The sequence below is a fragment of the Vibrio sp. J1-1 genome (assembly GCF_021728395.1).
Classification (GTDB): domain Bacteria; phylum Pseudomonadota; class Gammaproteobacteria; order Enterobacterales; family Vibrionaceae; genus Vibrio.
In genome coordinates, this window is sequence record NZ_JAKKCM010000008.1 from 214,014 (window position 1) to 235,870 (window position 21,857).

18 protein-coding genes and 1 pseudogene are annotated in these 21,857 nt (G+C 42.4%); 9 read left to right on the plus strand and 10 right to left on the minus strand.

Features of this window, described 5'->3' with window-relative positions; genetic code table 11:
• Positions 1-1,396: pseudogene (locus L3V31_RS14830) on the minus strand (calcium-binding protein); the annotation flags it as partial.
• Positions 1,397-1,798: 402 nt separating this feature from the next.
• Between L3V31_RS14830 and L3V31_RS14835 the strand changes: the two are divergent.
• The 4 genes from L3V31_RS14835 (at position 1,799) to L3V31_RS14850 (ending at position 6,377) form a co-directional block, all read left to right on the plus strand.
• Complete coding sequence (locus L3V31_RS14835) at positions 1,799-3,115, plus strand: TolC family outer membrane protein (RefSeq protein ID WP_237316926.1); 1,317 nt, start codon at positions 1,799-1,801, stop codon at positions 3,113-3,115.
• Positions 3,116-3,117: 2 nt separating this feature from the next.
• Positions 3,118-3,738, plus strand: a complete 621-nt coding sequence (locus tag L3V31_RS14840; RefSeq protein ID WP_237316927.1) for an OmpA family protein — start codon at positions 3,118-3,120, stop codon at positions 3,736-3,738.
• A 135-nt stretch (positions 3,739-3,873) separates the two neighbouring features.
• Positions 3,874-4,227, plus strand: coding sequence for a DUF2750 domain-containing protein (locus L3V31_RS14845; protein ID WP_237316929.1), 354 nt, complete (start codon positions 3,874-3,876; stop codon positions 4,225-4,227).
• A 185-nt stretch (positions 4,228-4,412) separates the two neighbouring features.
• Positions 4,413-6,377: a diguanylate cyclase gene (locus L3V31_RS14850; RefSeq protein WP_237316930.1), complete on the plus strand. Its 1,965-nt coding sequence runs from the start codon at positions 4,413-4,415 to the stop codon at positions 6,375-6,377.
• Between the two features lie 44 nt (positions 6,378-6,421).
• Here the strand turns inward: L3V31_RS14850 and queC are convergent, their stop codons facing one another.
• Together queC and queE are read right to left on the minus strand one after the other, a co-directional pair.
• Positions 6,422-7,117 carry a 7-cyano-7-deazaguanine synthase QueC gene (queC, locus tag L3V31_RS14855; RefSeq protein ID WP_237316932.1) on the minus strand — a complete coding sequence of 232 codons (696 nt, stop codon included), beginning with the start codon at positions 7,115-7,117 and terminating at the stop codon, positions 6,422-6,424.
• 14 nt (positions 7,118-7,131) lie between these two features.
• Positions 7,132-7,782: a 7-carboxy-7-deazaguanine synthase QueE gene (gene queE / locus L3V31_RS14860; RefSeq protein ID WP_237316934.1), complete on the minus strand. Its 651-nt coding sequence runs from the start codon at positions 7,780-7,782 to the stop codon at positions 7,132-7,134.
• A gap of 199 nt (positions 7,783-7,981) precedes the next feature.
• On the opposite strand from queE, the gene L3V31_RS14865 reads away from it, so the two are divergent.
• Positions 7,982-8,791, plus strand: a complete 810-nt coding sequence (locus L3V31_RS14865) for a Cof-type HAD-IIB family hydrolase (protein WP_237316936.1) — start codon at positions 7,982-7,984, stop codon at positions 8,789-8,791.
• Positions 8,792-8,910: 119 nt separating this feature from the next.
• Here L3V31_RS14865 and L3V31_RS14870 read toward each other — a convergent pair whose 3' ends face one another.
• Complete coding sequence (locus L3V31_RS14870) at positions 8,911-9,357, minus strand: c-type cytochrome (RefSeq protein ID WP_346014856.1); 447 nt, start codon at positions 9,355-9,357, stop codon at positions 8,911-8,913.
• A 273-nt stretch (positions 9,358-9,630) separates the two neighbouring features.
• Here L3V31_RS14870 and L3V31_RS14875 point away from each other — a divergent pair, with 273 nt between their 5' ends.
• Positions 9,631-10,194, plus strand: coding sequence for a sugar O-acetyltransferase (locus tag L3V31_RS14875; RefSeq protein ID WP_237316940.1), 564 nt, complete (start codon positions 9,631-9,633; stop codon positions 10,192-10,194).
• 65 nt (positions 10,195-10,259) lie between these two features.
• Here the strand turns inward: L3V31_RS14875 and L3V31_RS14880 are convergent, their stop codons facing one another.
• Together L3V31_RS14880 and L3V31_RS14885 are read right to left on the minus strand one after the other, a co-directional pair.
• Positions 10,260-10,790 (minus strand): GNAT family N-acetyltransferase, encoded by a 531-nt coding sequence (locus L3V31_RS14880; RefSeq protein WP_237316942.1) that lies wholly within the window; start codon positions 10,788-10,790, stop codon positions 10,260-10,262.
• A 68-nt stretch (positions 10,791-10,858) separates the two neighbouring features.
• Positions 10,859-11,344 carry a GNAT family N-acetyltransferase gene (locus tag L3V31_RS14885; protein ID WP_237316944.1) on the minus strand — a complete coding sequence of 162 codons (486 nt, stop codon included), beginning with the start codon at positions 11,342-11,344 and terminating at the stop codon, positions 10,859-10,861.
• A gap of 624 nt (positions 11,345-11,968) precedes the next feature.
• Here L3V31_RS14885 and L3V31_RS14890 point away from each other — a divergent pair.
• Positions 11,969-12,244 carry a hypothetical protein gene (locus L3V31_RS14890; RefSeq protein ID WP_237316946.1) on the plus strand — a complete coding sequence of 92 codons (276 nt, stop codon included), beginning with the start codon at positions 11,969-11,971 and terminating at the stop codon, positions 12,242-12,244.
• A gap of 34 nt (positions 12,245-12,278) precedes the next feature.
• Here L3V31_RS14890 and L3V31_RS14895 read toward each other — a convergent pair whose 3' ends face one another.
• The 3 genes from L3V31_RS14895 to L3V31_RS14905 form a co-directional block, all read right to left on the minus strand.
• Positions 12,279-12,635, minus strand: a complete 357-nt coding sequence (locus L3V31_RS14895) for a DUF6404 family protein (protein WP_237316948.1) — start codon at positions 12,633-12,635, stop codon at positions 12,279-12,281.
• Positions 12,636-12,853: 218 nt separating this feature from the next.
• Entirely contained in the window at positions 12,854-14,791 is a 1,938-nt protein-coding gene (locus L3V31_RS14900; protein WP_237316950.1) for a GGDEF domain-containing phosphodiesterase, read from the minus strand.
• A 228-nt stretch (positions 14,792-15,019) separates the two neighbouring features.
• A complete protein-coding gene (locus L3V31_RS14905; protein WP_237316952.1) occupies positions 15,020-16,243 on the minus strand; it encodes an aldose 1-epimerase family protein in 1,224 nt (407 codons plus the stop codon).
• Positions 16,244-16,521: 278 nt separating this feature from the next.
• Here L3V31_RS14905 and L3V31_RS14910 point away from each other — a divergent pair, with 278 nt between their 5' ends.
• Both L3V31_RS14910 and L3V31_RS14915 read left to right on the plus strand, forming a co-directional pair.
• Positions 16,522-17,478, plus strand: a complete 957-nt coding sequence (locus L3V31_RS14910; protein ID WP_237316991.1) for a GntR family transcriptional regulator — start codon at positions 16,522-16,524, stop codon at positions 17,476-17,478.
• A gap of 440 nt (positions 17,479-17,918) precedes the next feature.
• Positions 17,919-20,075: a TonB-dependent receptor gene (locus tag L3V31_RS14915; RefSeq protein WP_237316954.1), complete on the plus strand. Its 2,157-nt coding sequence runs from the start codon at positions 17,919-17,921 to the stop codon at positions 20,073-20,075.
• Positions 20,076-20,159: 84 nt separating this feature from the next.
• Here the strand turns inward: L3V31_RS14915 and L3V31_RS14920 are convergent, their stop codons facing one another.
• The gene (locus tag L3V31_RS14920) at positions 20,160-21,608 is read right to left on the minus strand and encodes a bifunctional NUDIX hydrolase/phosphatase PAP2 family protein (protein ID WP_237316955.1); all 1,449 of its coding nucleotides are present in this window, start codon (positions 21,606-21,608) and stop codon (positions 20,160-20,162) included.
• Positions 21,609-21,857: the final 249 nt, after the last annotated feature.

The window sequence follows — 21,857 nt, forward strand, 5'->3', positions numbered from 1 at the left end:
CAACCGCGTTGCTTATCGAGACATCAAAGGACGCCGCATTGCCTTCTTCTACCTGAACGGCGTCCGCCACCACTAAGGTTGGGGTGTCGCCGTTTTGCTCACCGTCTCGCTCATCAATGATACTGCCAAGACCTGAGTCTGTGAGCTCAAACGCCTCGCCGCCCACTTCCGCTTCGGCGACCACATTCAGCTTGAAGCCTTCCACACCTTCAAAAATGTCGTCGTCTTCCGTCGCCACCTGGACAGTAAACTCGGTCACGTTACCCGGCAGCGTGAAACTGCTCTCACCGGCCTCAAGCACGATCTGTTTATCTTGCCCGTCTTCCACGTAATCAATGACAAACGGGGCATCCGGGAAGTCGATGGATTCCGCGACGTTCTCCTCCAGATCACTGAAGTCCAGGGCCACGCTGTACGTTATCGACCCAACAACAGGATTACTCAAACTTACCTCAAACGACGCAGCTTCACCCTCGCTTGTTAGCCCTGAGTCTCCTACAGTTAATGTTGGACGATCATCATCTGGGTTCGCTCCCGGTCCAGTACCGTCATCTAAAATGGTCGCGGTGCCTGAAGCTGGAGTTGTTTGGTCTGGGGTTGCACCCGTCAAAGTAAAGGTTTCTGGACCTTCATAAATATCATCAGCGACACTATCTAAACTCACAGTGAAAGATTGCACGCCAATAGGGAGAGAAACAGTAAACGTCCCATCTTCATTCACTTGGATTTCTTGAGTCGTACCATCAGATAACGTGACTAATACGTTTGTATTATCAAAGTCCACGCCCACTGCGCCAGCAGAACCGCCGATGGCAGAACCATCATCCAAAGACAATTCAATATTTGTCTCTATTTCGGTCGCCTGATCTAAAGTGACGTCAAAAGTGACTTGCTCACCTTCGTTAACGGTGGGGCTGGATATTTCTTGAATGACCACCTCTGCAGGAAGTGGTGCTTCTTGAGGAGCAGGTGCTTGAGGTTGGAAAATGTCCAATAGAGTCTGAACTTGTGTACTAGAGAATCCTGTTCCGTTGATCCCAACTGTCTCAAAATTAGTACTAGCTAAAGATTCTGCGCCAGTTCGGTTAATCGCCCCTGTGGTTTGAGGACTCGACCCGTTTACTCCACCAGCTGCGGTTTCGAAATCTTCACCAAGCTGAGTCGGGTCTTGCCCTTGTGCAATAGCTTCAATCAGAGCGGTAATGTCATCCGTCACATTTATCGAGCTACCTTGAGGTGTAACTTGCTCAACAACCAACTCCGAAGTATCTGAAACCTCTTCGATTATTAATTCACCAGGCTTGGGGAACTCTCCTTCTGCAAGGGTCCTTATATTCCCATCAAGCCCGATCACGACTATGTTGCCCACTAATGAGCTCAACGTTAAACGATCCATACCTACCTCGCCCCACTTCAAACTAATCCAAAAGTTTGTCACCTTTTAATTTACGACTATAGTTTAGTCAAAATCATCATATTTTTCGTTGTATGTTTAATGCTTACAGAGCTTTTGAACTCAAGGGGCGGGGTTTTAAAAAAGCTTGTAAAAGCACAGTCTTCGGAACGCTATGATGTTCAAAAATCGAGCTTTTTTCCTGAATTAATACAATAGCTAGCTAAGCAACTACTAGCCTATGCGCTATGGTTTATACAGGTGAGTTCGTGGACTTTCTGAGTAAAAGCCTAGGTTTAACAGTAGGTTGATCTATTCCTAACTCAAACACTGTTAATTGTGGTGTTCTGTCTCAACAGTGAGATAAAACAACAAAAAGAAACACGATTTTTTAGGAGAACTACCGTGAAATGGAACCGACTCAAATACGCCTGTTGTTGTAGCTTAATGGTGTCTATACCCGTTTTCGGTCAAACGTTAGAGCAAGCAGTGACATTGACGTTACAAAACAACCCAGATATTAAAAGTGCATTCAACGAGTTTACGAGTAAGCGGTACGTAAATGACGCATCTACAGGTGCTTATCTGCCATCCATTGATTTGGATGCGGGGATTGGCTATGAAGGTCTCGACCCGTCAGACGAGGTAGCTCGTGGCGACACAGACTACACCAGAAAAGAAGCATCGATCACATTGACCCAATTGATTTGGGACGGTAGCGCAACACTGAATGACATCGACAGAACCGCTGCCGATGCAGAATCGGTAAGGTTCCAACTCTTGGCTGATGCGTCAGACAAGGCACTGGAGGTCACAAAAGTATATTTAGATTCGGTGAAAGCCTACGAAATATTGAAACTCTCAGAAGACAATCTCGCAGTCCATAAAGACATCTATTCTGACATTTCAAAGCGTGTCACCTCTGGTATTGGGTCAACAGCAGATTTAACCCAGGTAGAAGCTCGTATCGCTAAAGCACACGGTAATCTTGCTGCCGCACAAAATAACTTATACGACACTCATACGTTGTTTACCCGTCTAGTTGGACAAACGCCGCAAGGGTTAATCTTTCCAAGAGCAGATGAAAACTTTCTCCCTTACACCGTAGATGAGGCGGTAAGTACGGCATACGAACTTCATCCTGTGATTCAAGTCGCTCTCGCAGATGTCGACTCTGCTAAATTCCAGTACAAACAATCAAAAGGTGTTTACTACCCAACGATTTCGATAGAAGCATCGCAAACATGGCGAGATGACGCAGACGGTCTGAAAGGGAGAAGTGATGAAACCTTAGCCATGCTTCGACTTCGCTATAACTTGTTCAATGGTGGTAGTGATGTAGCCAATGCAGATAGTTACGCTTACCAACTTAATAAAGCGAAAGATTTACGTGAAAGCGCGTATAAAAACGTCGAAGAAGGGCTAAAGCTGTCATGGACTGCGCTGGATTTAACACTCCAACAAAAAGAGTTCTTGTCGGATCATGTAGATTCAGCGTCTGAAACCGTGATTGCTTACGAAAAGCAATACAGAATCGGTCAACGAACACTTCTTGATGTATTGAACACACAAAATGAACTGTTTGAAGCGCGTAAAGACTACCTTGACGCAAAATATGCAGAACAATATGCAAAATATCGAGTAATGAACGCAACAGGTCAACTTCTCAGTGCATTGAGAGTCGAAGTACCGCAAGAATGGCTAGATAAGGTGGAGTACTAATTATGAAATACATAACTATTATTGCACTATCATTCGCAGTGGCTGCGTGTAGCTCTTCGCCGAATGAAAACGGCGACGAATATGAATACATGGATACGCCTATCGCCGAGCAAAATGCCGACCACCTTGATGAAGATAGTGATGGTGTGATCAACGAAAGAGATTTGTGTCCAGGCACACCAATAGGTGCTGACATAGACAACGATGGTTGTGGTGAGTACGAAAACACATCAGAGAAAATGCAGCTCCGTGTTCTGTTCGCCAATGATTCAGATGTAATCAACCCTGTGTTTTCGCAACAGATATATGAGTTGTCTAATTTCTTGAAAGCGTATCCTGAGACCTCTATAGAGATCCAGGGTTACGCTAGCCGAACGGGTACCGCAGAGCACAACCTAGACCTTTCTAAACGACGCGCAAATAACGTCCGAAACAAGTTGCTAGGTAACGGAATCAGTCCGGGAAGAGTGACTATCATCGGGTACGGTGATACTGTTCTGGCAACACAAGGAACAGATGAAGTTAGTCATGCTCAAAACAGACGAGTGACAGCAACGGTGATCGGTTATAAAGGCGAGGTAAAACAAGAATGGACTGTCTTTTCGACGCTGCCAAAGAATTAGCCTGAATACTCCCCCTTAAATTGTATAAAGGAGCTTCGGCTCCTTTCCTTTTAGCAGCGATGCAAACTGTATTATGCTTTAGGAATCTGCCCTTTAATGTTAACCTAGCTACGTCATAACAATGAGAGTTTTGAAATGAGCAAACTTACATCAGATATCCAAGAAAACCTTGACCTTTTCGTATCCGAAACTAAAGAAAACCAGTTAGTTTGGGGTCTACGTAACGAAGAAGGTTGGCTATCCTGCGATTCGACTGAATTCGAAAATAGTGAAGTTATGCCTTTCTGGTCATCTAAAGAAGATGCAGAAGCACATAACGTTGAAGAGTGGGCTGATTTTGATGTCCTGGAAATTCCTTTGGATATTTTTGTAGAAGATTGGCTTCTTACTCTTGCTGAAGATGGTGTTCTTGTAGGCACTAACTGGAACGCGCAGTTAGAAGGCAAAGAAATGGAACCACAAGATCTAGCAAAGCTTTATTTAGACTAATTGATGAGACCTCAGCCCACAAAGCTGAGGTCTTTTAGTTTACTATTTTTATAACTTTCACTCCGAATATCGACGAAGCGCATAGTTTTCGTCAGTCTTTTCGTCTTTACATACTTCACAGCGTCACACTGCTCATCAGATAATGAGTATTCTATTCATACGAAAGTAATACGATAAACCATAATATGCGCATGCTGTATCCCTTGCTCTGCTTCTTACTTTTTTGGAGCCCGGTCTATGCCAGTCACTCTCAATATACCGAACAATATCAGAACGTCACTCAATGGCATTCGGTTTATCAAGCCACACTAAAAACCAGTGCGAAGTCAGCGCTCAGTCTGCTTCAAAGCCGCTACCACACCGCAAAAAATGACAGTGAGAAGCTGTATGTAAGTGGTTTGATTTATGAATACATGTCTAACATTAAACAGCCCTATTATGGGAATAGCCAAAGACGGGACAATGAGTTTGCCAAGCTGGAATCCGAGTACATTCTCGCTTTAAATGAGCGAAAACAAGGCAGCTATGATGCATCAGTAAAGCACTTTACCTCGTTAAGAAATAAGATGAAGCAAAGTTCTAACATAGAGGGTGAAGCCTTGATGAACTACCAGCTTTGTTACACCTTAAATCAGCAAGGACGTTATCATAAAGCACATTTTTTCTGTGCATCTTTAGAAAGTCACCTGGATAGTAAGCATCAGGAAAGCTTTCCGAAAGATCTCTCACTCCGTATCATTGCCAATAACTACAATTTTCGTGGAGATTATGGAAAGTCGATAAGCGTATACCGCCGACTTCTTGCAAATATGCCCTATCAAAGCGACCCGTCAGGGGTTTATAACGATGTAGGTAGTTTGTTGGCAGAGCTTGGACAATTTGAGCAATCAGAACAGTACCTAATACAGGCCCTGCTTGCGCGTCAACAAGATGGTACACCAGTACAAGTCGCACAGGTCGAGCACAGCCTAGCCGCCATGTATGCCAAAGCCAAAGACTATGATAAGGCTATTACACATTATAAAAACTCGCTCACTATTCTTGAGCAAGTCGAGTATCCATATGGCCAAGGTTTAGTCTATTTGGGGCTTTCATCCGCCGAAGTCGAATCAGACAATGTGGAAGACGCTCTAAAGTATATTAACCAAGCGTTGGGGCTTGGTGAACGGTACGAGAATAACCATCTTCAAACCGAAGCACACTTAGCCGCAGGTTTTGCATACCTAAAAAGTTTGGATGCAAAGACGGCGATTGAGCACGCGAATTCCGCGCTAAAATTATCGACAAAGAACTCACGCCCATTACTGCAAGCAAAAGCGCAATTACTTCTTTCTAAGGCTTATCAGGTTAAGCAAAACTATCAAGCCGCTTTGTCACATTACGAAGCGTATTCAACAATAGAGTTGGCGAATCGAGATGCAAAAAACATGAAATCGATGGAAGCTCTGGACCTCACCAAAAATGAGTATGAATACGATCTCAATCTTGCTCGCTTACACACTGAACGCAATCTAAAGCGAAGTGAACTTGAGAAACTGACAGAACAAAAAAACATCTATAACTATATTGTTTTCTGTTTGGTGATGTTGCTAGTGCTAACACTTGTATTGCAGCGACAAGATCGGAAAAAGGCGCGTTTAGATAGTTTAACCAGCGCTTTGAATCGTTCTACCACTATTGAAACGATTAAGAGGCAGACGACGAAAATAGACGAAGAATTACGATATGTCCTCGCGTTGATTGATTTAGATAACTTTAAGTCAATTAACGATACTTACGGACATCCAGTAGGAGATTTGGTACTTAAGCAAGTTTGTCAGAAACTCAGCGCGAAGTTGAACAAGGGGGAGCTCATTGGGCGTTTAAGTGGAGAAGAGTTTGTTCTACTTCTAAAGAATGTAGATGAAATAGATGTACCATTCCGAGTTCAGAGTCTGCACAAAACAATTTCAGAGCAACAATTCAAAACAGATAAAAATGAAGAAGTCAGAGTTACAGCAAGCTTGGCCTATCTCGCGACATCAAATCCATTGACTCACTTTGATGAACTTTATTCGATCTTAGACCAAGCACTTTCTCAGGCAAAAAGAAGCGGACACAATGTCATTGTGGATGCTTACGACGAGCCGATAAACCTGTATACGGGATAATGCTAATATCAGTATGTCTGGCATTATTCCCATATGTTGTTTTTTTAAGCTTCTGAGTTCTGTTTTTCAACCAACGACTGCATAACCGCATTTTTGTTATTCAGGTAGTCTTCTAAACCTGCTTTACGCAAATCACACGACGGACAATCACCACAACCATCGCCGATGATGCCGTTGTAACAAGTGAGCGTATTTTCGCGAACCAGTTGCAACGCATCATACTGGTCAGCTAGCGCCCAAGTTTCCGCTTTGTTCAGCCACATTAACGGTGTTTTAATGGTCAACTCACGATCCATGCCTTTTATCAAAGCTGCGTTCATTGCTTTAACGAAAGCATCACGACAATCAGGGTAACCACTAAAGTCTGTTTCACAAACGCCAGTGATAACTGTTTCTGCACCAATCTGGTAGGCATAGATACCCGCTAGCGTTAAAAACAGTATGTTGCGTCCAGGTACGAACGAGTTCGGTAAACCGTTCTCTTGCAATTCATGTGAAACTGGAATGTCATCACGAGTCAGAGAGCTGATAGCCAGTTCGTTTAACAAACCCACATCCATCACTTTATGCGCTGCAACCCCCAAGTCTTTCGCTACCTGTTGAGCTACCTCGATCTCGAGCTTGTGACGCTGACCATAGTCAAAAGTGATCGCATGTACTTCATCAAATTCTTTCAGTGCCTGAACAAGACAGGTAGTCGAATCCTGCCCTCCACTAAAAACAACGACGGCTTTTTTCATGTTACTCTCCGAGCTTAAGCAATACTTAGGTATTTATGAGTTTGAATCGACAAACGCCAATTGCGAGCAACACAGGTATCAATACACAATTGCGTCGCGCGAGGCTTCTGGCTGATCGGCTGCAGAGCAATGATAGTCTGCGGCGTAATCTCAGCAGACGCTAACAGCTCATCAAGATGATCAATATCTTTCTGAGTCCCTACCGGATGCTTGATTTCATTCGCTCTTTCCAATGCGCTTTTCAGCACTGGTAATTTGCCTTTCATTGCCACTTTTGGTGACACTGTCACCCAAGTTTTCTCTGTCGTAACGACTTCTGACGTACCACTGGTTTCAATTTGGCACTGACAACCCATATCTTCAAACGCTTGTGCCAACGGACGCAAATCGTAAATACACGGCTCACCACCAGTAATAACGATATGCTTTGCGTTGAAACCTTGCTTCTTATATTGCTCTACGATGTCTTCTGCCGTTGCAACACACCACGTCGGAGAATCTTCCGTCTTAATCAGAATATCACCAATCGAACGTTGGTCCTCTTCTGCCGCCTCCCAGGTCTGTTTCGTGTCACACCATGAACACCCAACCGGGCATTCTTGAAGACGAACAAAAACAGCAGGAACGCCAGTAAAGACCCCTTCTCCTTGGATGGTTTCAAACATCTCATTTAGCTTATACAACGTAGAACTCACTCACTCATAATACTTCGAGGCGAAGACCTTAATGGAGAGCTGTGTCTAGGTCAATTCAAACCAAAAATTAATTGTTAAAATAGACCATTTTGTAGTTTCATAGGAAGGGCGTGCTTCTAATGGTTGTTATAAAATCACGCCTCAATTTTGAATTTTTAAGGTAAGTAACATGTATAAACTGATCGCCCTAGACATGGACGGCACGTTGTTAAACAGCGAAAAAGTAATTTCAGATGAAAATAAACGAGCGATCGCCAAAGCTCGAGAAGCAGGCGTAACCGTTGTTCTGGCCTCAGGTCGTCCAATCGATGGCATGCAAGCTAAATTGGATGAACTGGACATTCGTTCGGACAAAGATTTCGTTCTCTACTACAACGGCTCAATGGTCAAAAACATTGGTACCAATGAAATCATCCACCAGCAAATCATCGATGGTAAAGCGGCAAAGTTAGTCGCTCGAAAAGCAAAAGAACTCGGAGCCTATGTTCACGCGTTTAGTCAGGTTCACGGTCTGATCACTAACGAAAACAATCCATACACCGATATTGAAGCAAATATTAACGGTCTTAGTGTCACCGAAATGTGCTTTGAATCTCTGGAAGATGACCACCCTATTATCAAAGCGATGATGGTAGCAGAGCCAAGCAAGCTAACCGAAGTCATTGCTGCATTGCCGTCTGAATTACGTGACAAATTTACCGTCGTTCAGAGCGCTGCATACTTCCTGGAGTTTCTTAACCCGTTAAGCAATAAAGGCATTGGTATCGCTGCAATTGCAGAGCACTTGTCTATTAAACCGGAGGAAGTGATTTGTATGGGTGACGCAGAAAACGATCATCATATGTTGGAATTTGCGGGCTTAGGCATCGCGATGGAAAACGCCATGGAAGAAACCAAAAAGATCGCCGACTACATTACAGCAAGTAACGATGACCATGGTGTGGCCAGAGCCATTGAAAAATTTGTTCTGAACGCGTAATAAGCTCAGCTTCAATATCCCATCTCAAATAACAAACGGCACTCCATCTAAGGGTGCCGTTTTTAATCTTGTTTCACCCATCGTCAGTTGACTAAACGCGTCAAATAGTTAGAACGGTTTTACTCTGGTGGCTGCGGCCATTGAATATATGGTGGATTCGGCTCCTCTTCTGGAGGCACAAATGATGGAACCGTATTCTTGACACTACCTAGACTCTTGACGTATTGGTGCACAGCCCGCAAGTCATCTTCAGTCATGGTATTCAAAACCCACCAAGGCATTGGAGGTCTGGTCTTCAGCTGTTTTGCTTTGGCGATCCATTCAGATTCAGTCAGATTGCTAATGTATTCACGTAAGTTGACAGGGTAAGTGGTTCCCCATGGCCCTCTAAAACCGAGTTGTTCACCCAGCAACCATTGGGACTCAGGTATTGTTCCACCACTCGGTGCATAACCAGCGGTATGACAATCGTTACAACCGCCTATTATTACCAAGTACTTTCCTCTCGCCTTATACTCATCTCCCGTACCACCTAAAACAGCTATAGGTGAGATAAGTAAAATCATCAATAGTATGGAGAAATGTGCCTTTCTAATAGCCATAATAATCATACCTGTGTGTTTTATACAGGCTAATTATAGTTCTATCGATAACAGACGTACTTAATATCTAGTGAAAATGTTAATTATTCTCTATCTGAAATAGACTTACTCACCTCCTCTGGCTTATTACTTCTTATGAATGAGCAGGATCCTACATACTTACAGCCATTTCGTTCATGTCTGAGCTCTGAAGCCTTCTTTATACTGTCTAAAACAACGTGTAATAAGGCAATGTGCATGACTGACTACGAAAAAATGGTGGCTGGAGAGCCTTACTTAATTAGTGATCCAGAACTTGTAGAAATACGCTATCAAACAAGAGATAAAACGGATCACTTCAACCAACTCAGTTCGCGTCAGACAGAAGAAAAAACACAAGTTATCAAAAGCATCTTTAAGCAAGTTGGCGCAAACGTACATATAGAGAAAGGTGTAAGAATTGACTACGGTATCAATACTACGCTAGGTAACAACGTCTTTATTAACTATAACTTTGTGTTGTTAGATTGTTGTCCAACGACGATTGGTGACAATGTTTTTATTGCGCCCAATGTGCAGCTTTATACTGCCATTCACCCGCTTGACCCTCGCGAACGCAAACAACATATTGGACAAGCAAGACCCATTACCATAGAGGATGACGTTTGGATTGGTGGTGGCTGTATTATTCTACCTGGAGTGACAATAGGAAAAGGCAGCACAATTGGCGCAGGAAGCGTTGTTAACAAATCTATCCCAGCAAACAGTGTTGCGGTAGGTAACCCATGCAAAGTGGTTCGCTCACTCGAATTTGCAGAGTAAGCGTGTAACTAGGATAAGACATGATTCAAGGGGAGTCTCGGACCGTCATACGAGGCTTGCTTAATCTATAAACCCGTTTTAGCATACACCACCGTATTACTGAGTTGCCCCGATGGTAACCGGCGGTCATTATGCAGCGTTCCTTCAAGCTTGTAACCACAACGCTCTGCCACGCGCCGACTTTTGGAATTTCCTTCGGCCGCTTTGATTTCTACCCGATTCGCTTTCAAGTCCCGAAATGCGTATTCCTCAACCGCTTGAACCGCTTCCGTCATAAAACCAAAACCAGCACAAGAACTACGTAACCAGTAGCCAATTTCAAAAAATGGTACCCCTTTGTCTCTAATGATCAGTCCGATAGCACCAACGAAGCGGCCAGAGTGCTTCTCGAGCAGTGAGTAACGTAACTCACCTTCGAAGTTGTCAAAATTACTCATCGCCAGCTTTGTGTTTTCGATAGACTCCTCTTCGGTAAGCGCATAAGGGACCCAAGGAAGATACTCGCTTAGTTCGCTCTCACTTTCTTTTATTGCTTCTAGCATAAGTGGTTGCAACTTCATTGAAGGAGGCCGTAATTTAAGTCTTTCTGTTTCCATTTGTACCATCTCCTATCGTTGACTCACGAGTTACAAAGTAACGGGGTATATCCCCTTTTTACAGTTGGTTATCTTCGCAACCATTTATACATGACTAAACTGTCCACATACCCCAAACGACCGTGCCTGTAGGCTTTAGGAATCGTACCTACTATGCTGAAACCAAGTTTTTGCCAGAGCTTAACCGCGACTTCATTCGTCGAGACAACGCTATTGAATTGCATCGCTTCAAAACCAAGTTCTTCGGCTAGCCGTTGCGAATGCTCACACATCTTTCGAGCGATCCCTTTTCCTCTCGCCTCGTTTGCAACCATATAACCACAATTACAAATATGATTACTTGGCCCCATAGCATTAGGTTTCAGGTAATAGGAGCCTAAAACTACGTCGTTTTCTACATAAACGTACGACTTCAACGGAACTTCACACCAGATGTGGTATGCTTCTTCCAACGTCATTTCTGGATCAAATGCATAAGTTTCCTGAGCGTTAATAACGGCTGAAAAGGTTGGCCAAAATAACTTAAAATCAGATTTTGTTGTTTCCCTGAACATTAAAATTCCTTTCGAATAGAATACTTTGCTAAGACGTGTACAACGCAATATCTAACCTTTATATACCTTTCGGTAAAGTGAACAACCAGCCAGCAATAAGCACGGAGTATACCAAGACATTGAGGTTACACTATATTTATTCGCCAACATGTAAATCAGGTTGACAAATACAGTCACCTCACAGGTTATATAGGCAATAAAAAAGGTTTTTATCCATTCAGCACATTTGTAAGTGCCTGATTGCAGCCAAGTCATTTCGTCAAGAATAAACGTCCATGAAACGAGAAATGAAACCAATAAGCACGAGGTTCTCGCACTTTCCACCTCAAACCAATCTATAGACAAATTCAATAAAAACTACTAACGAGAATAATGTTGAGAACGGACATCTCAGATACCATGCAGATAAATTCTTCAAAAATAACAATCTATTAGTTTTATAAGCCTCCTTTTAGTATTAGTGTTTGCGATCAAGCTAATACTAATTAAAACTAAAGATGCCGAGGGTGAGGAATCTTTAGTTTTTTTGGCTAAACACCTTCAACATTACCACTTTAAGCCAATTTACAACGCGATTAAACACCTTAGAATGACCACACTTTCCGAAAACCAGCGATTCAAAACATGAGCATCAAACCAGACAGAGTCACTGCGATGCAGTTAATTATTGATCGAGCTAAGGTCGAGCTACCTCTGTATGAAAGTGACACATTCGTCTGTGGTACTGATGGCAATTGCATTGGTTGCCCAAAGAAATTGATGGAGCTAGTAGACTCAGAAGTGTCCTATTGGGAACACAGCATCTCTCGAGGCATTACACCAAACTTTGATGATATCCGTCGGTTTGGGAAACTCTGTACCAATGTAAAGAGAGGGCTTGTACGCAATAACATTTTGTAAATTACCTTTTGTCGACCAAGTTTTTTGTTGTGTATTACTCGTAGTTTCGCTTACACCAGTTTTCCCAGTTGTTTTCACCCAAACTCTTTCTAGCCTTGATAATTCTAAATATGGTGATAAATCCCATTAAAATACCAAACGAGGCGAAACAAATAAGATAGAACCTCCAATGTTCAGGCTCTTTATGCCAAGAAAATGCCCACATGAACGCTCCCCATAGTGGCCCCAAAAGTAAGCTATCCATTAAAAACACTTTTACAAACGACTGGAATACTAGTGGCTTTTTCGAGAGGTCTTTGTATTTTGGCCAAACAAATATTGTTGGTTTAGTTAAGTCCACGGGAACACCTTTTTCAATCAAGTGCAACCGGATGAATTCTGCCTTTTCCATAAAAACCCCACTAACTATATGTTATTGGAATTTTAAGGCTATCAAGTCATTCGCCTGAAAGGATTATCTAGATGTTGCGACTGATTTCAAAACTTAATTATTTAGTCGCTGGACCCAGCGCGAGCAACGCAAGGATAAAAATGTGGGCTTTCCTGAACCACGGGACCCAATAACAGCAATTCTCTTCATGGTGCTCATCTAGTCTTCATCCTGACCTATCAACTCGTGTAAGGTGAGCTCGACCACGATAGGAAAGTACCGCTGGTTTGCTTTTGCGGATCTTGGCAATACGAGAGCATTTCTTTATATGATATTGGCTTGCTGTACAGATAGCCTTGGTAAAAATCAATGCTGTGTTGTGCTATAGAATCGAGCTGATCTTGTGTTTCAATACCTTCTGCGATCACCTTCGTACCGATCGTATGAGCCATCTTAGTCACCGCAGAGACTATGCTTTGTTCTTTTTCATGCAGACAAATGTTATCAATGTATGATTTGTCGATTTTTATATAATCTATTTTTAGATTTCTAAGCACGGAAATAGAAGAGAAACCCGTTCCAAAGTCATCGACTGAAATCATCACACCAATCTCTTTTGCACTCAGAATGCTTTGAGTTAGCTTATCAATATTGGTGATCATTGCTGTTTCAGTGATTTCTAAATGCACATTGTTTGGATTAATAGAGTACTTTTCAATGAGCAGTTTTAAACTATCTAAGAATGTTTCATCTTCGAACTGAATAACCGAAACATTAATTGATATTGAAATGTATGGATGCATCTTGTTGACCAAAGCTAATGCTTCAATGGACATTTTAAGTACTAATTGTCCAAGCTCTATTATCAATCCATACTCTTCAGCTACCTTTATAAATTCGTCTGGTGAGACTCGTTCCCCTTTTAACTCCCACCTAACTAATGCTTCAAAAGAGTGTACCTTTTCGTCTCTGACATTTACTATCGGCTGGTATTGCATATAAAAGCTATCATCGTTAATCGCTTTTTTTATAGCTTCATATAAATACTCTTTTCGTTCAAAGCTTTCTTGTATATTCTTGCCAAAACAGCTAACGCGTAGATTATTCTTTTTTCCATAGCTAACAGCTAGATACGCATTTCTAATAGCAGTATTGATTGGGACACTGTCATCACAAATATAATAGCCTATATGATAGTCAGGTTTTACACGAATACTTCCTAACTGAAAACACACTGTTATCTGCTTCTTTAAGTTACTAATAAATTGTTCTAACTCTATTTCTGATAAAACGTAAGTGTGGATAATAAATTCATCACTCCCATACCGAGCAGAAATTGAACTGTGATATTTATCGTTATTTAATAATATATCTCCAACTTCTGAAATAATAAAATCGCCATACTCATGACCATAGTTATCGTTAATAAGATGCAGATTTTCTATATCAACATGCACAAAACCATTTAGTAGCGATGATTGATTTTTTTGAGTACGTTTTATAGCAATCGCTGGGGCGAAGTTATTTCGGTTATATAACCCGGAAAGCATATCACGACGTTCTAATGTTCGTATTCTACTCCCTCTAGAGTCAACCTCATTTTCTAGGCTCGATACTAATGTTTCAATTTTAGTTTGATTATCGATTGATGAGTAAATAAAGTTGGCACTTCTTACGGCAGTCAAACATAGTGCAAGTCCATAAACCACCCCCATTACCCCAAAACTTCTTAGAGTAGAATCGTCTCCAGTGAGTAATATAAAGCTATATGGAAAGGTGGTAAGAGATACATACACCAACGCGGAACGCCGATCAACAGATAGTAATGTGACGCTACCGCCCGACATCCCACAAAAAATGACTAATGTGAACATGACTTCTTCCAACGTCATTGTTTGATGAAATATATACGGGTAAGCAGCCCATATAATCGCTGAGAGAATGACACCAATAAAATGAAAGTCTAATTTATATTTGTTGTCGTTAGAAACACCATAATGAATCCAACAACGTAGACCAGTAATTACATAGACCAATAGCAACCAATAAATTTTCCCGTTTGTAGCATGAGGTCCATATACATTAGTCATAACTAAAATGGATGCAATGCAAACATTGATCATCAGTAAGGTAAGAATATTAGAGGAAAAGACTAATAAATGTCTGCGTTTGTTCATACAAATACTAAGCAATTAATTGCACTAATTTAACTAAACTAGCTTGTCTTACCGAATAAGTCTATATATTTGCTCGTTTTAATTGCACAAATCATATTTGTTAGAAATTTTCCGTATTAAGAGTGATCTTTAGATAAGACAAAGAAAAGCAAAAAATTGCTTGAAGGGATGGCGAGAAACAGGCGTGTATTAAAAGGGCCAACGGCTGTGACCCTTTTAATCTTGGGATTACTTACTCAAATCAACCAGCGGTTGCTCTACCTTTTTCACTGACTGATTTTGTTGGATATTTTTGACCGCTTCTAAAGCTTGCGTAACCTCTTGGTTGTTGCGAAGTACAGTATACGTAACGTCAAATTGCTTGCTTTCACCCGCTTTTATGGTTGGCACCAGCCCCAACGGACGTTGGTACTTTGTGTTGTACGCATAGCTGGTGCCAGGCTCAATCCCTGTGACGTAGCCCTGTTGTTCAGTATCTGTATTTTTCCATAGCGTCAGTACCGGCAATTGTTTAATGTTATAACCAACCGACACACCAAGGTTACCCGCTTGATTATGCAGTACAGCTAAGGTATTGCCCTTTTCATCACCAATCGGCTTGAGGTTAAATACCATTTCATCAAAGTCCTTGGTTGGCCCAAGATACGTCTGCCAATCGTCTAACCCTGCTTTGGCGTAGTCATTAAATGGTGAAATCTCACTGGCTGCAGCGGTTACTTTCGCGCCTTTCTCTAAGATCGGGCGACCAAAATTGGAGTGGTAGATGATCTGGTATTCATCATCATAGTCAGCCTTATTTGTCAGCGTATCATGCAAAGCAAACGTACTTTCACCAGGAACCACTTCGAGTTTGGTTAGCGTTTCCAGTTCCGCCTTTTTGAACGTACGCTCAGACACCGTGCCTTCAATCGTAATTTTATGTGGCGGATTATCATCAATGATTACTTTGACTGTCGAAGCAGGTGTATTTTGAACCCTACCGTGAAGGCTCAGTAGCTGACCATTATCATCCACACCTGGATGGCCAGTCCATTCATAACCGCATCGCACTAACATTTCATTAAAGCCATCTAACCAGCCAAGACCATTACGACTTTCCAATTCAATAAACGCCGGGTTAACCACTTCTTTTACTGGAGAATCCCAGCCTAAAATTCGCTCACCGTCACGTTTAACATTGAGTATACCCATGCCACGTGTTGGAATAACGGTGATGCTCAGTTCACCGTTATTGACCACAATGATATCGACACCCATCTGCTTGCCACCATGCAGACGGCGTTTTTCTATGGAAAACGGAGTATCACTTTTCATTTTTAGTGAGTCGCTGGTGACTTGCCAGTCCCCCACATCCTGGCCTTTAGCAGAATCGGTTAATACAAATTCGGCAGCATGAACATTTATCGTAGTCAGACCAAGAAGTACGGCAGCGAGCGTTGAATTCAATTTCATCTCTTTTTCCTTAATTTTGTTGTGAATAACAAATGCTGAATCGATTCAGTTAAAACATACGCCGAAAGAAAAGGAGCTAACATAAGCAACTAATGGCAATGTGATCTTGATAGTACGATAGTGATATATCGACTTGAAATTTGATTGCTGAATCAACTTCAGCAAGTTTGACCGCGCTTCTTGGGTTGTCTGTATTTATGTTGTGAAAACACAATTCATAGCAATCAAATGCGTTTGTGTTTACCATGAAGACAAATGTATCAACCGCTTTGAACCCTATGGACACAGCAGCAATCACACGACTTCAACAAGACTTGTTATTCAAAGTTATCGCAAAACTAAAGGCAGACAATGCGCAGGCCGGTTGTAGTTTGAATGAATCGTCTTTAGCACTGCAATTTGACGTATCCAGAACACCAATTCGCGCCGTGCTAAAATATATGGCTGATCAAAGCATCACCAAAGCGGTGCCAAACAAAGGTTTCGTATTACTCATCGACGCTGCAACTATTGAGGAGATGGATCAAAACGTCAGTCAACAATCCCGTGAAGAGAAACTCTATCTCCGCGTACTTATGGATCTGTTTTTTGGGGAGCTGGATTGCCCGATTTCCGAAAAAGAGCTTCAAGTGCGTTATGACGCCAACCGAGGTGAAATACAAAATGTTCTGCGATTGCTGGAAAGTGACGCGATCCTCCAGCGAAGCCCAGGCTACAAGTGGCAGCTCGAAGGTGTGCTGAATACACTTGATAGGCATACCGAAAGCTACCGATGCCGCCTTATTTTCGAACCCGCAGGTCTGCTCGAACCGAGCTGGAATCTGGATCGCGACGCACTTGAAACTCTACTTGATAGTCATCTAGAAGCCATTGCTGAACCGCAAACAGTAACGGCAAGCCAATTATTTAACCTAAGCGCCGAATTTCACGAAGTGCTCGCAGATTGCTCGGGAAATCGTTTCTTGTTAGGCATCATGCAGCAACACAATCGTCTTCGCAAAGCCACTGACCTGGTATCTATGCATATTCAATCCTCTGCGACTACCTCTTGCCAACGTCGAGTCGAAATCATTGAACTATTGTTAAAGGGAAATAACGCTCAAGCCGCAACAAAGCTCGCTCAGTTACTAGAAAATGACATTCGCGTTATGAAACGAACCTATAAAGAGGTAATGAATGTGCCTCGTGCGCAGCGAGAGAGCCTATTAAACAACATTGCCCCCAACTTTAATTAGCTCCCCTTCTCCCTCCAACCTTTCCTTTTTCCACTAGCTAAGCATTACTTTGAGCCTAACTAACCAAGTCAGGCTCTTTCACTCTTCACATATATTCGCTTGTTCATTCTTATTCCGGCCAACTCTTCGGACAACAAACACTCAACCTTAGCTAACGAAAACAAAAAGTTTAACTTTCATATTGTATTTTTGCACCACAAATACAATAATAATGATTCTTATTTAGAATTGAGAATGATCGCAGCGAGATTACGCGGTTTGATGACATTCAGTGAACCGGTAACACCACAACGAATCAGCCTTATTTGTAGCAATCTAAGTGGCTTTGTCTTTCATTCAACAGGTAAAGACGAAGGCTTGTTTAATTAGAACAAAATCAAAGGTCAGCGTACCTATCTGAGGACTTAAAAGTCCTTTCGTTGATAAACATAGAGAAGAAAATGAACATTAAAAAAGGAAGTTTAAAGATTTCCACTGTTGCACTTGCCGTTGCCGCAGCATGTACAGTGTTGACAGCTCAAGCAGAAGAATACGTCACTGATGAAAAAGTGGTCATTGTTTCAAGCCGCACCCCTAAAGCGCTCAGTGATATTCCAGGCACGGTTTGGTATATCGATTCTGAACAGATTGAACAAGAGTATCGTGGAGGAAAATCTCTTGGTGAAATTCTAGCGTCAACCATTCCCTCGTTAGATGTAAGCAGCGGAGCACGAACCAATTACGGTCAAAACCTGCGTGGACGTAAGATGCTCGTCATGATTGACGGCGTCTCTTTGCAATCATCTCGACAAATCAGTCGCTACTTAGATTCCATTGATCCATTTAATATTGAACGTATTGAAGTTCTTTCGGGAGCGACCTCTCTGTATGGTGCTGGCGCTTCAGGTGGCGTGATTAACATCATAACGAAAAAAGCGCAGAACGAAGATATTGAGTTTGAATCCTTTTTTGGTGGATCCTCAGGCTTTAACTCCGGCGAAGATTTTGATTACAAGATAGGTCAAGCAATCTCTGGTGGCAGTGAAAAAATTCAAGCCCGCGCTTCTGTTATCTACAGTGAAACGCAAGGCTACTTCGACGCTAATGGGAATATTGTGACTCCGGACATTTCGCAGGGATCGTTACAATTTAATAAAACAGTTGATTTTCTTACAACCGCTGGCATTAATATTTCTGAGACAAAAAAACTGAACCTTTTGGCACAATACTATGACAGCCAACAAGACTCTCCGTATGGTCTGTACATTGTTGGCCGTGATTTTGTTGATGTACGAAAAGGTTTTGAATCCGACCGCGAGCATGGAACCGAGCGCATGATGCTAAGCGCGTCTTACGTCGACGAGCAGTTCCTAGGACATCAGTTGATTGCAGAAGCTTCCTACCGTAAAGAAGACCAAACTTACACGCCTTACTATCAATCTTCAGGTCAACAAGTTACCGATGTCGTTTCGTTGAAAGCAGCGCTGGCGAAAAGCGTTGACCGATTAAACATCGTTTATGGCATTGATGCTTACCAGGATAAACTCGATAGCAATCAAGCGCTCTACGATCCAACCATTGCTAACAATTCAGGGAATCTGATTAACAAAACTTACGCGAAGGTTGGCCGATATCCAGGTATCGAAGTCAGTTCCATTGCCGGATTTGTACAAACTGATTATGCAATAACTGATGACTGGACCGTTGAAGGCGGCATTCGTTACCAATACATATCAAACGAGATTGACGATTTTATTGGCTACAGCCAACAGAAGAAAATAGCAGCAGGAAATGGCACTTCAGCCGATGCCGTTCCGGGCGGTGAAACCGACTACAGTGTTAGCCTATTTAACTTGGGTACGGTTTATCATCTAGATAGCGATTCTCAAATTTGGGCTAACTTCTCTCAAGGCTTCGACCTAGCAGACCCGGCTAAATACTATGGACAAGGAGACTACACCCTTGTTGGCGATCACTGGCAGCTTAACGATAGTATCAACGTGGATAAATCTAAGATGTCGGGCATTAAAACCAACAGCTTTGAACTTGGTTACCGCCTAGATACTGGTGATCTGAATGTACAAACCGCCGCTTATTACTCTCAGTCTGATAAGTCAGTGAAATATAACAAGACAACCATGCTCATCGATGAAATCGACGACAAAAAGCGTGTCTATGGTCTGGAAGCGATGGCGTCTTACTGGATGAATGACAATATCCAGCTCGGAGCATCGGGTCATTATGTGATCTCAGAAGTTAAGGGAGACGACGGCTGGCAAGACTTTAGCGCGGGTGAAGCGAGTACCTCAAAAGCGAACGCGTGGGCAGGTTGGGTTGACTCAGATCTATCGGTAAAAGTGCAAAGCCAAACCATGTTTGACTACAAAGATGACGCTCAAAACGAATTGAATGGCTACACCGTGTTTGATCTCGTCGGTAATTATCAACTTCCCGTTGGCAGCCTAGGCTTTGGTATTCAGAACCTGTTCGATAAAGATTACACCACAATCTGGGGGCAGAGAGCTCAAATTGTGTATTCGTCTCATTACGAGTCGGCAGCCTACTATTACAAAGGCCGCGGAAGAACGTTTGTTTTGAACTATCAAGTGAAGTACTAATCAGCACAACTTGAAAAATTACGCCATTAGAACAACGAAAAAGCCTGCGAACTTCGCAGGCTTTTTTGAAGCTGCTGAAGTACTTTATTCAGCTTCCTGAACTCTTGTTTTCTGACGCTGGTCTTGAGTGAGTTTTCTTACAAGAAGCGTGAACAACAGCATCAACATGGGGTATTGCAGAGTGGTAAATACCAGAGACCAAAAGCCGCTATGCGATACGATAGTTGCCGAATATAGGTACAATTGTTGAGCCAATACCAACACCAAAGTAACGAAAACCGTCTGTCTGGCGCTTATCTGCACTTGAGACTTGTCGAAAGTCATAACGATGACAGAAGCCGCCATTAGAATTGCCAGCCAGTTGCCAAATACTGGTAACGGCCAAATGACAGAAATCACCGCAGTAAATGCAGTCATAGCCAACCACACTCCTTTCGAGGTGAGCAACTGATCAACGTGTATCTTCGGGCTTCCTTCCAGACGCAAAATATGCCAAGCGACCAAAATCCCCAATAACGCACCCAGCAACATATCCAATATAAAAGCAGTACCAAGGAAGTATTTAGCCAGAATAACCAGCAACGTAATGCCAATAATCAGACCTGTTGAGACATTAACGCCAAAGTTACCAATTTTGTAAAATAGAAAAGTGAGCACACAACACCACACTGCGATAGGCAAGCTTGGAAAACTGAAACCGAAGCTATGTGTGAGCTCTACCACTGGCATATAAACATGTGGTCTTGGTAATGAAAACCCCTGCTGCGCGACAAGTATCATCACTGAAGTTACTGAAATTGCGAAAAATAGTCTAAAAACAAAACGGCTACCAAATCGCATCATCACCAACGGGAACAAAAACAGTAAAATGGCTGGTGCGGTGAGCTCTAGAATCATTTCAGCAGACTGAGAAGCCGTCTGAAAACTGGTTTCAGATAGTGAACCAACCCAGCTTTGTAACCCCATCATCCAATCCAATTCGATCTGGCGAAACGATGGAGCAGACTCGATCAAGTGATGAATGTAATGAACTGGTTGATGCGTCGCATCATTGAAATAACCAACGACCGTTTGCCATTGTGCGGGATAACGATACGTAGAGACTAGAAGCTGTTCTGGTGTCAGCAACATTGCTGACGCGATTTCTACACCATAATGTGGCGCAAACCAAATCGGTAGCTCGTTCCCACCCATTGAATTAACCATTGAGTAAGAAATGAGCTCTGAATCTGATACACAATCAAAGAAAACCGCCGTCTCAGTGCGACCTAGCTCTTTGCCTACCGTTACGACTAATCCGGTTTCTTCCCAAGTTTCCCTTTGAGCTGCAGTTCTTGGTGGCTCACCCTCAATTATTGTCCCTCCGGGCAGTGAAATTCGATTGGTTAGGATCTCGTGAACCAGTACCAATTTGTCATCTGCTCGCACAACACAAAGTGCACCTTCTACTGGCTCTGAAAACGACGCAGCGATAGCAGGTGAACTACCCAATAACACGGAGTAAAGAGTGACGAAAAATAACTGTCTCAACACAAAATGTAACCTTTAATAATAATAACCGACGTGTGAAGGCAGCAATATTGATAGATTTTTAAGAAACTAAGTGATGCCTCATGCGTATGATACATAAGACCGGGGAGGTTAGAGACAAAATCTTAATTCAACTCTGACTCTGGCCGGACATAATGCGCAATTGCGGTGACAATTTTGACAGTAATATGGAATTCGTGTCAGGAAAATTCACTCACCTTATTTAAATTCTCAGTTCTGAAACGACTATTA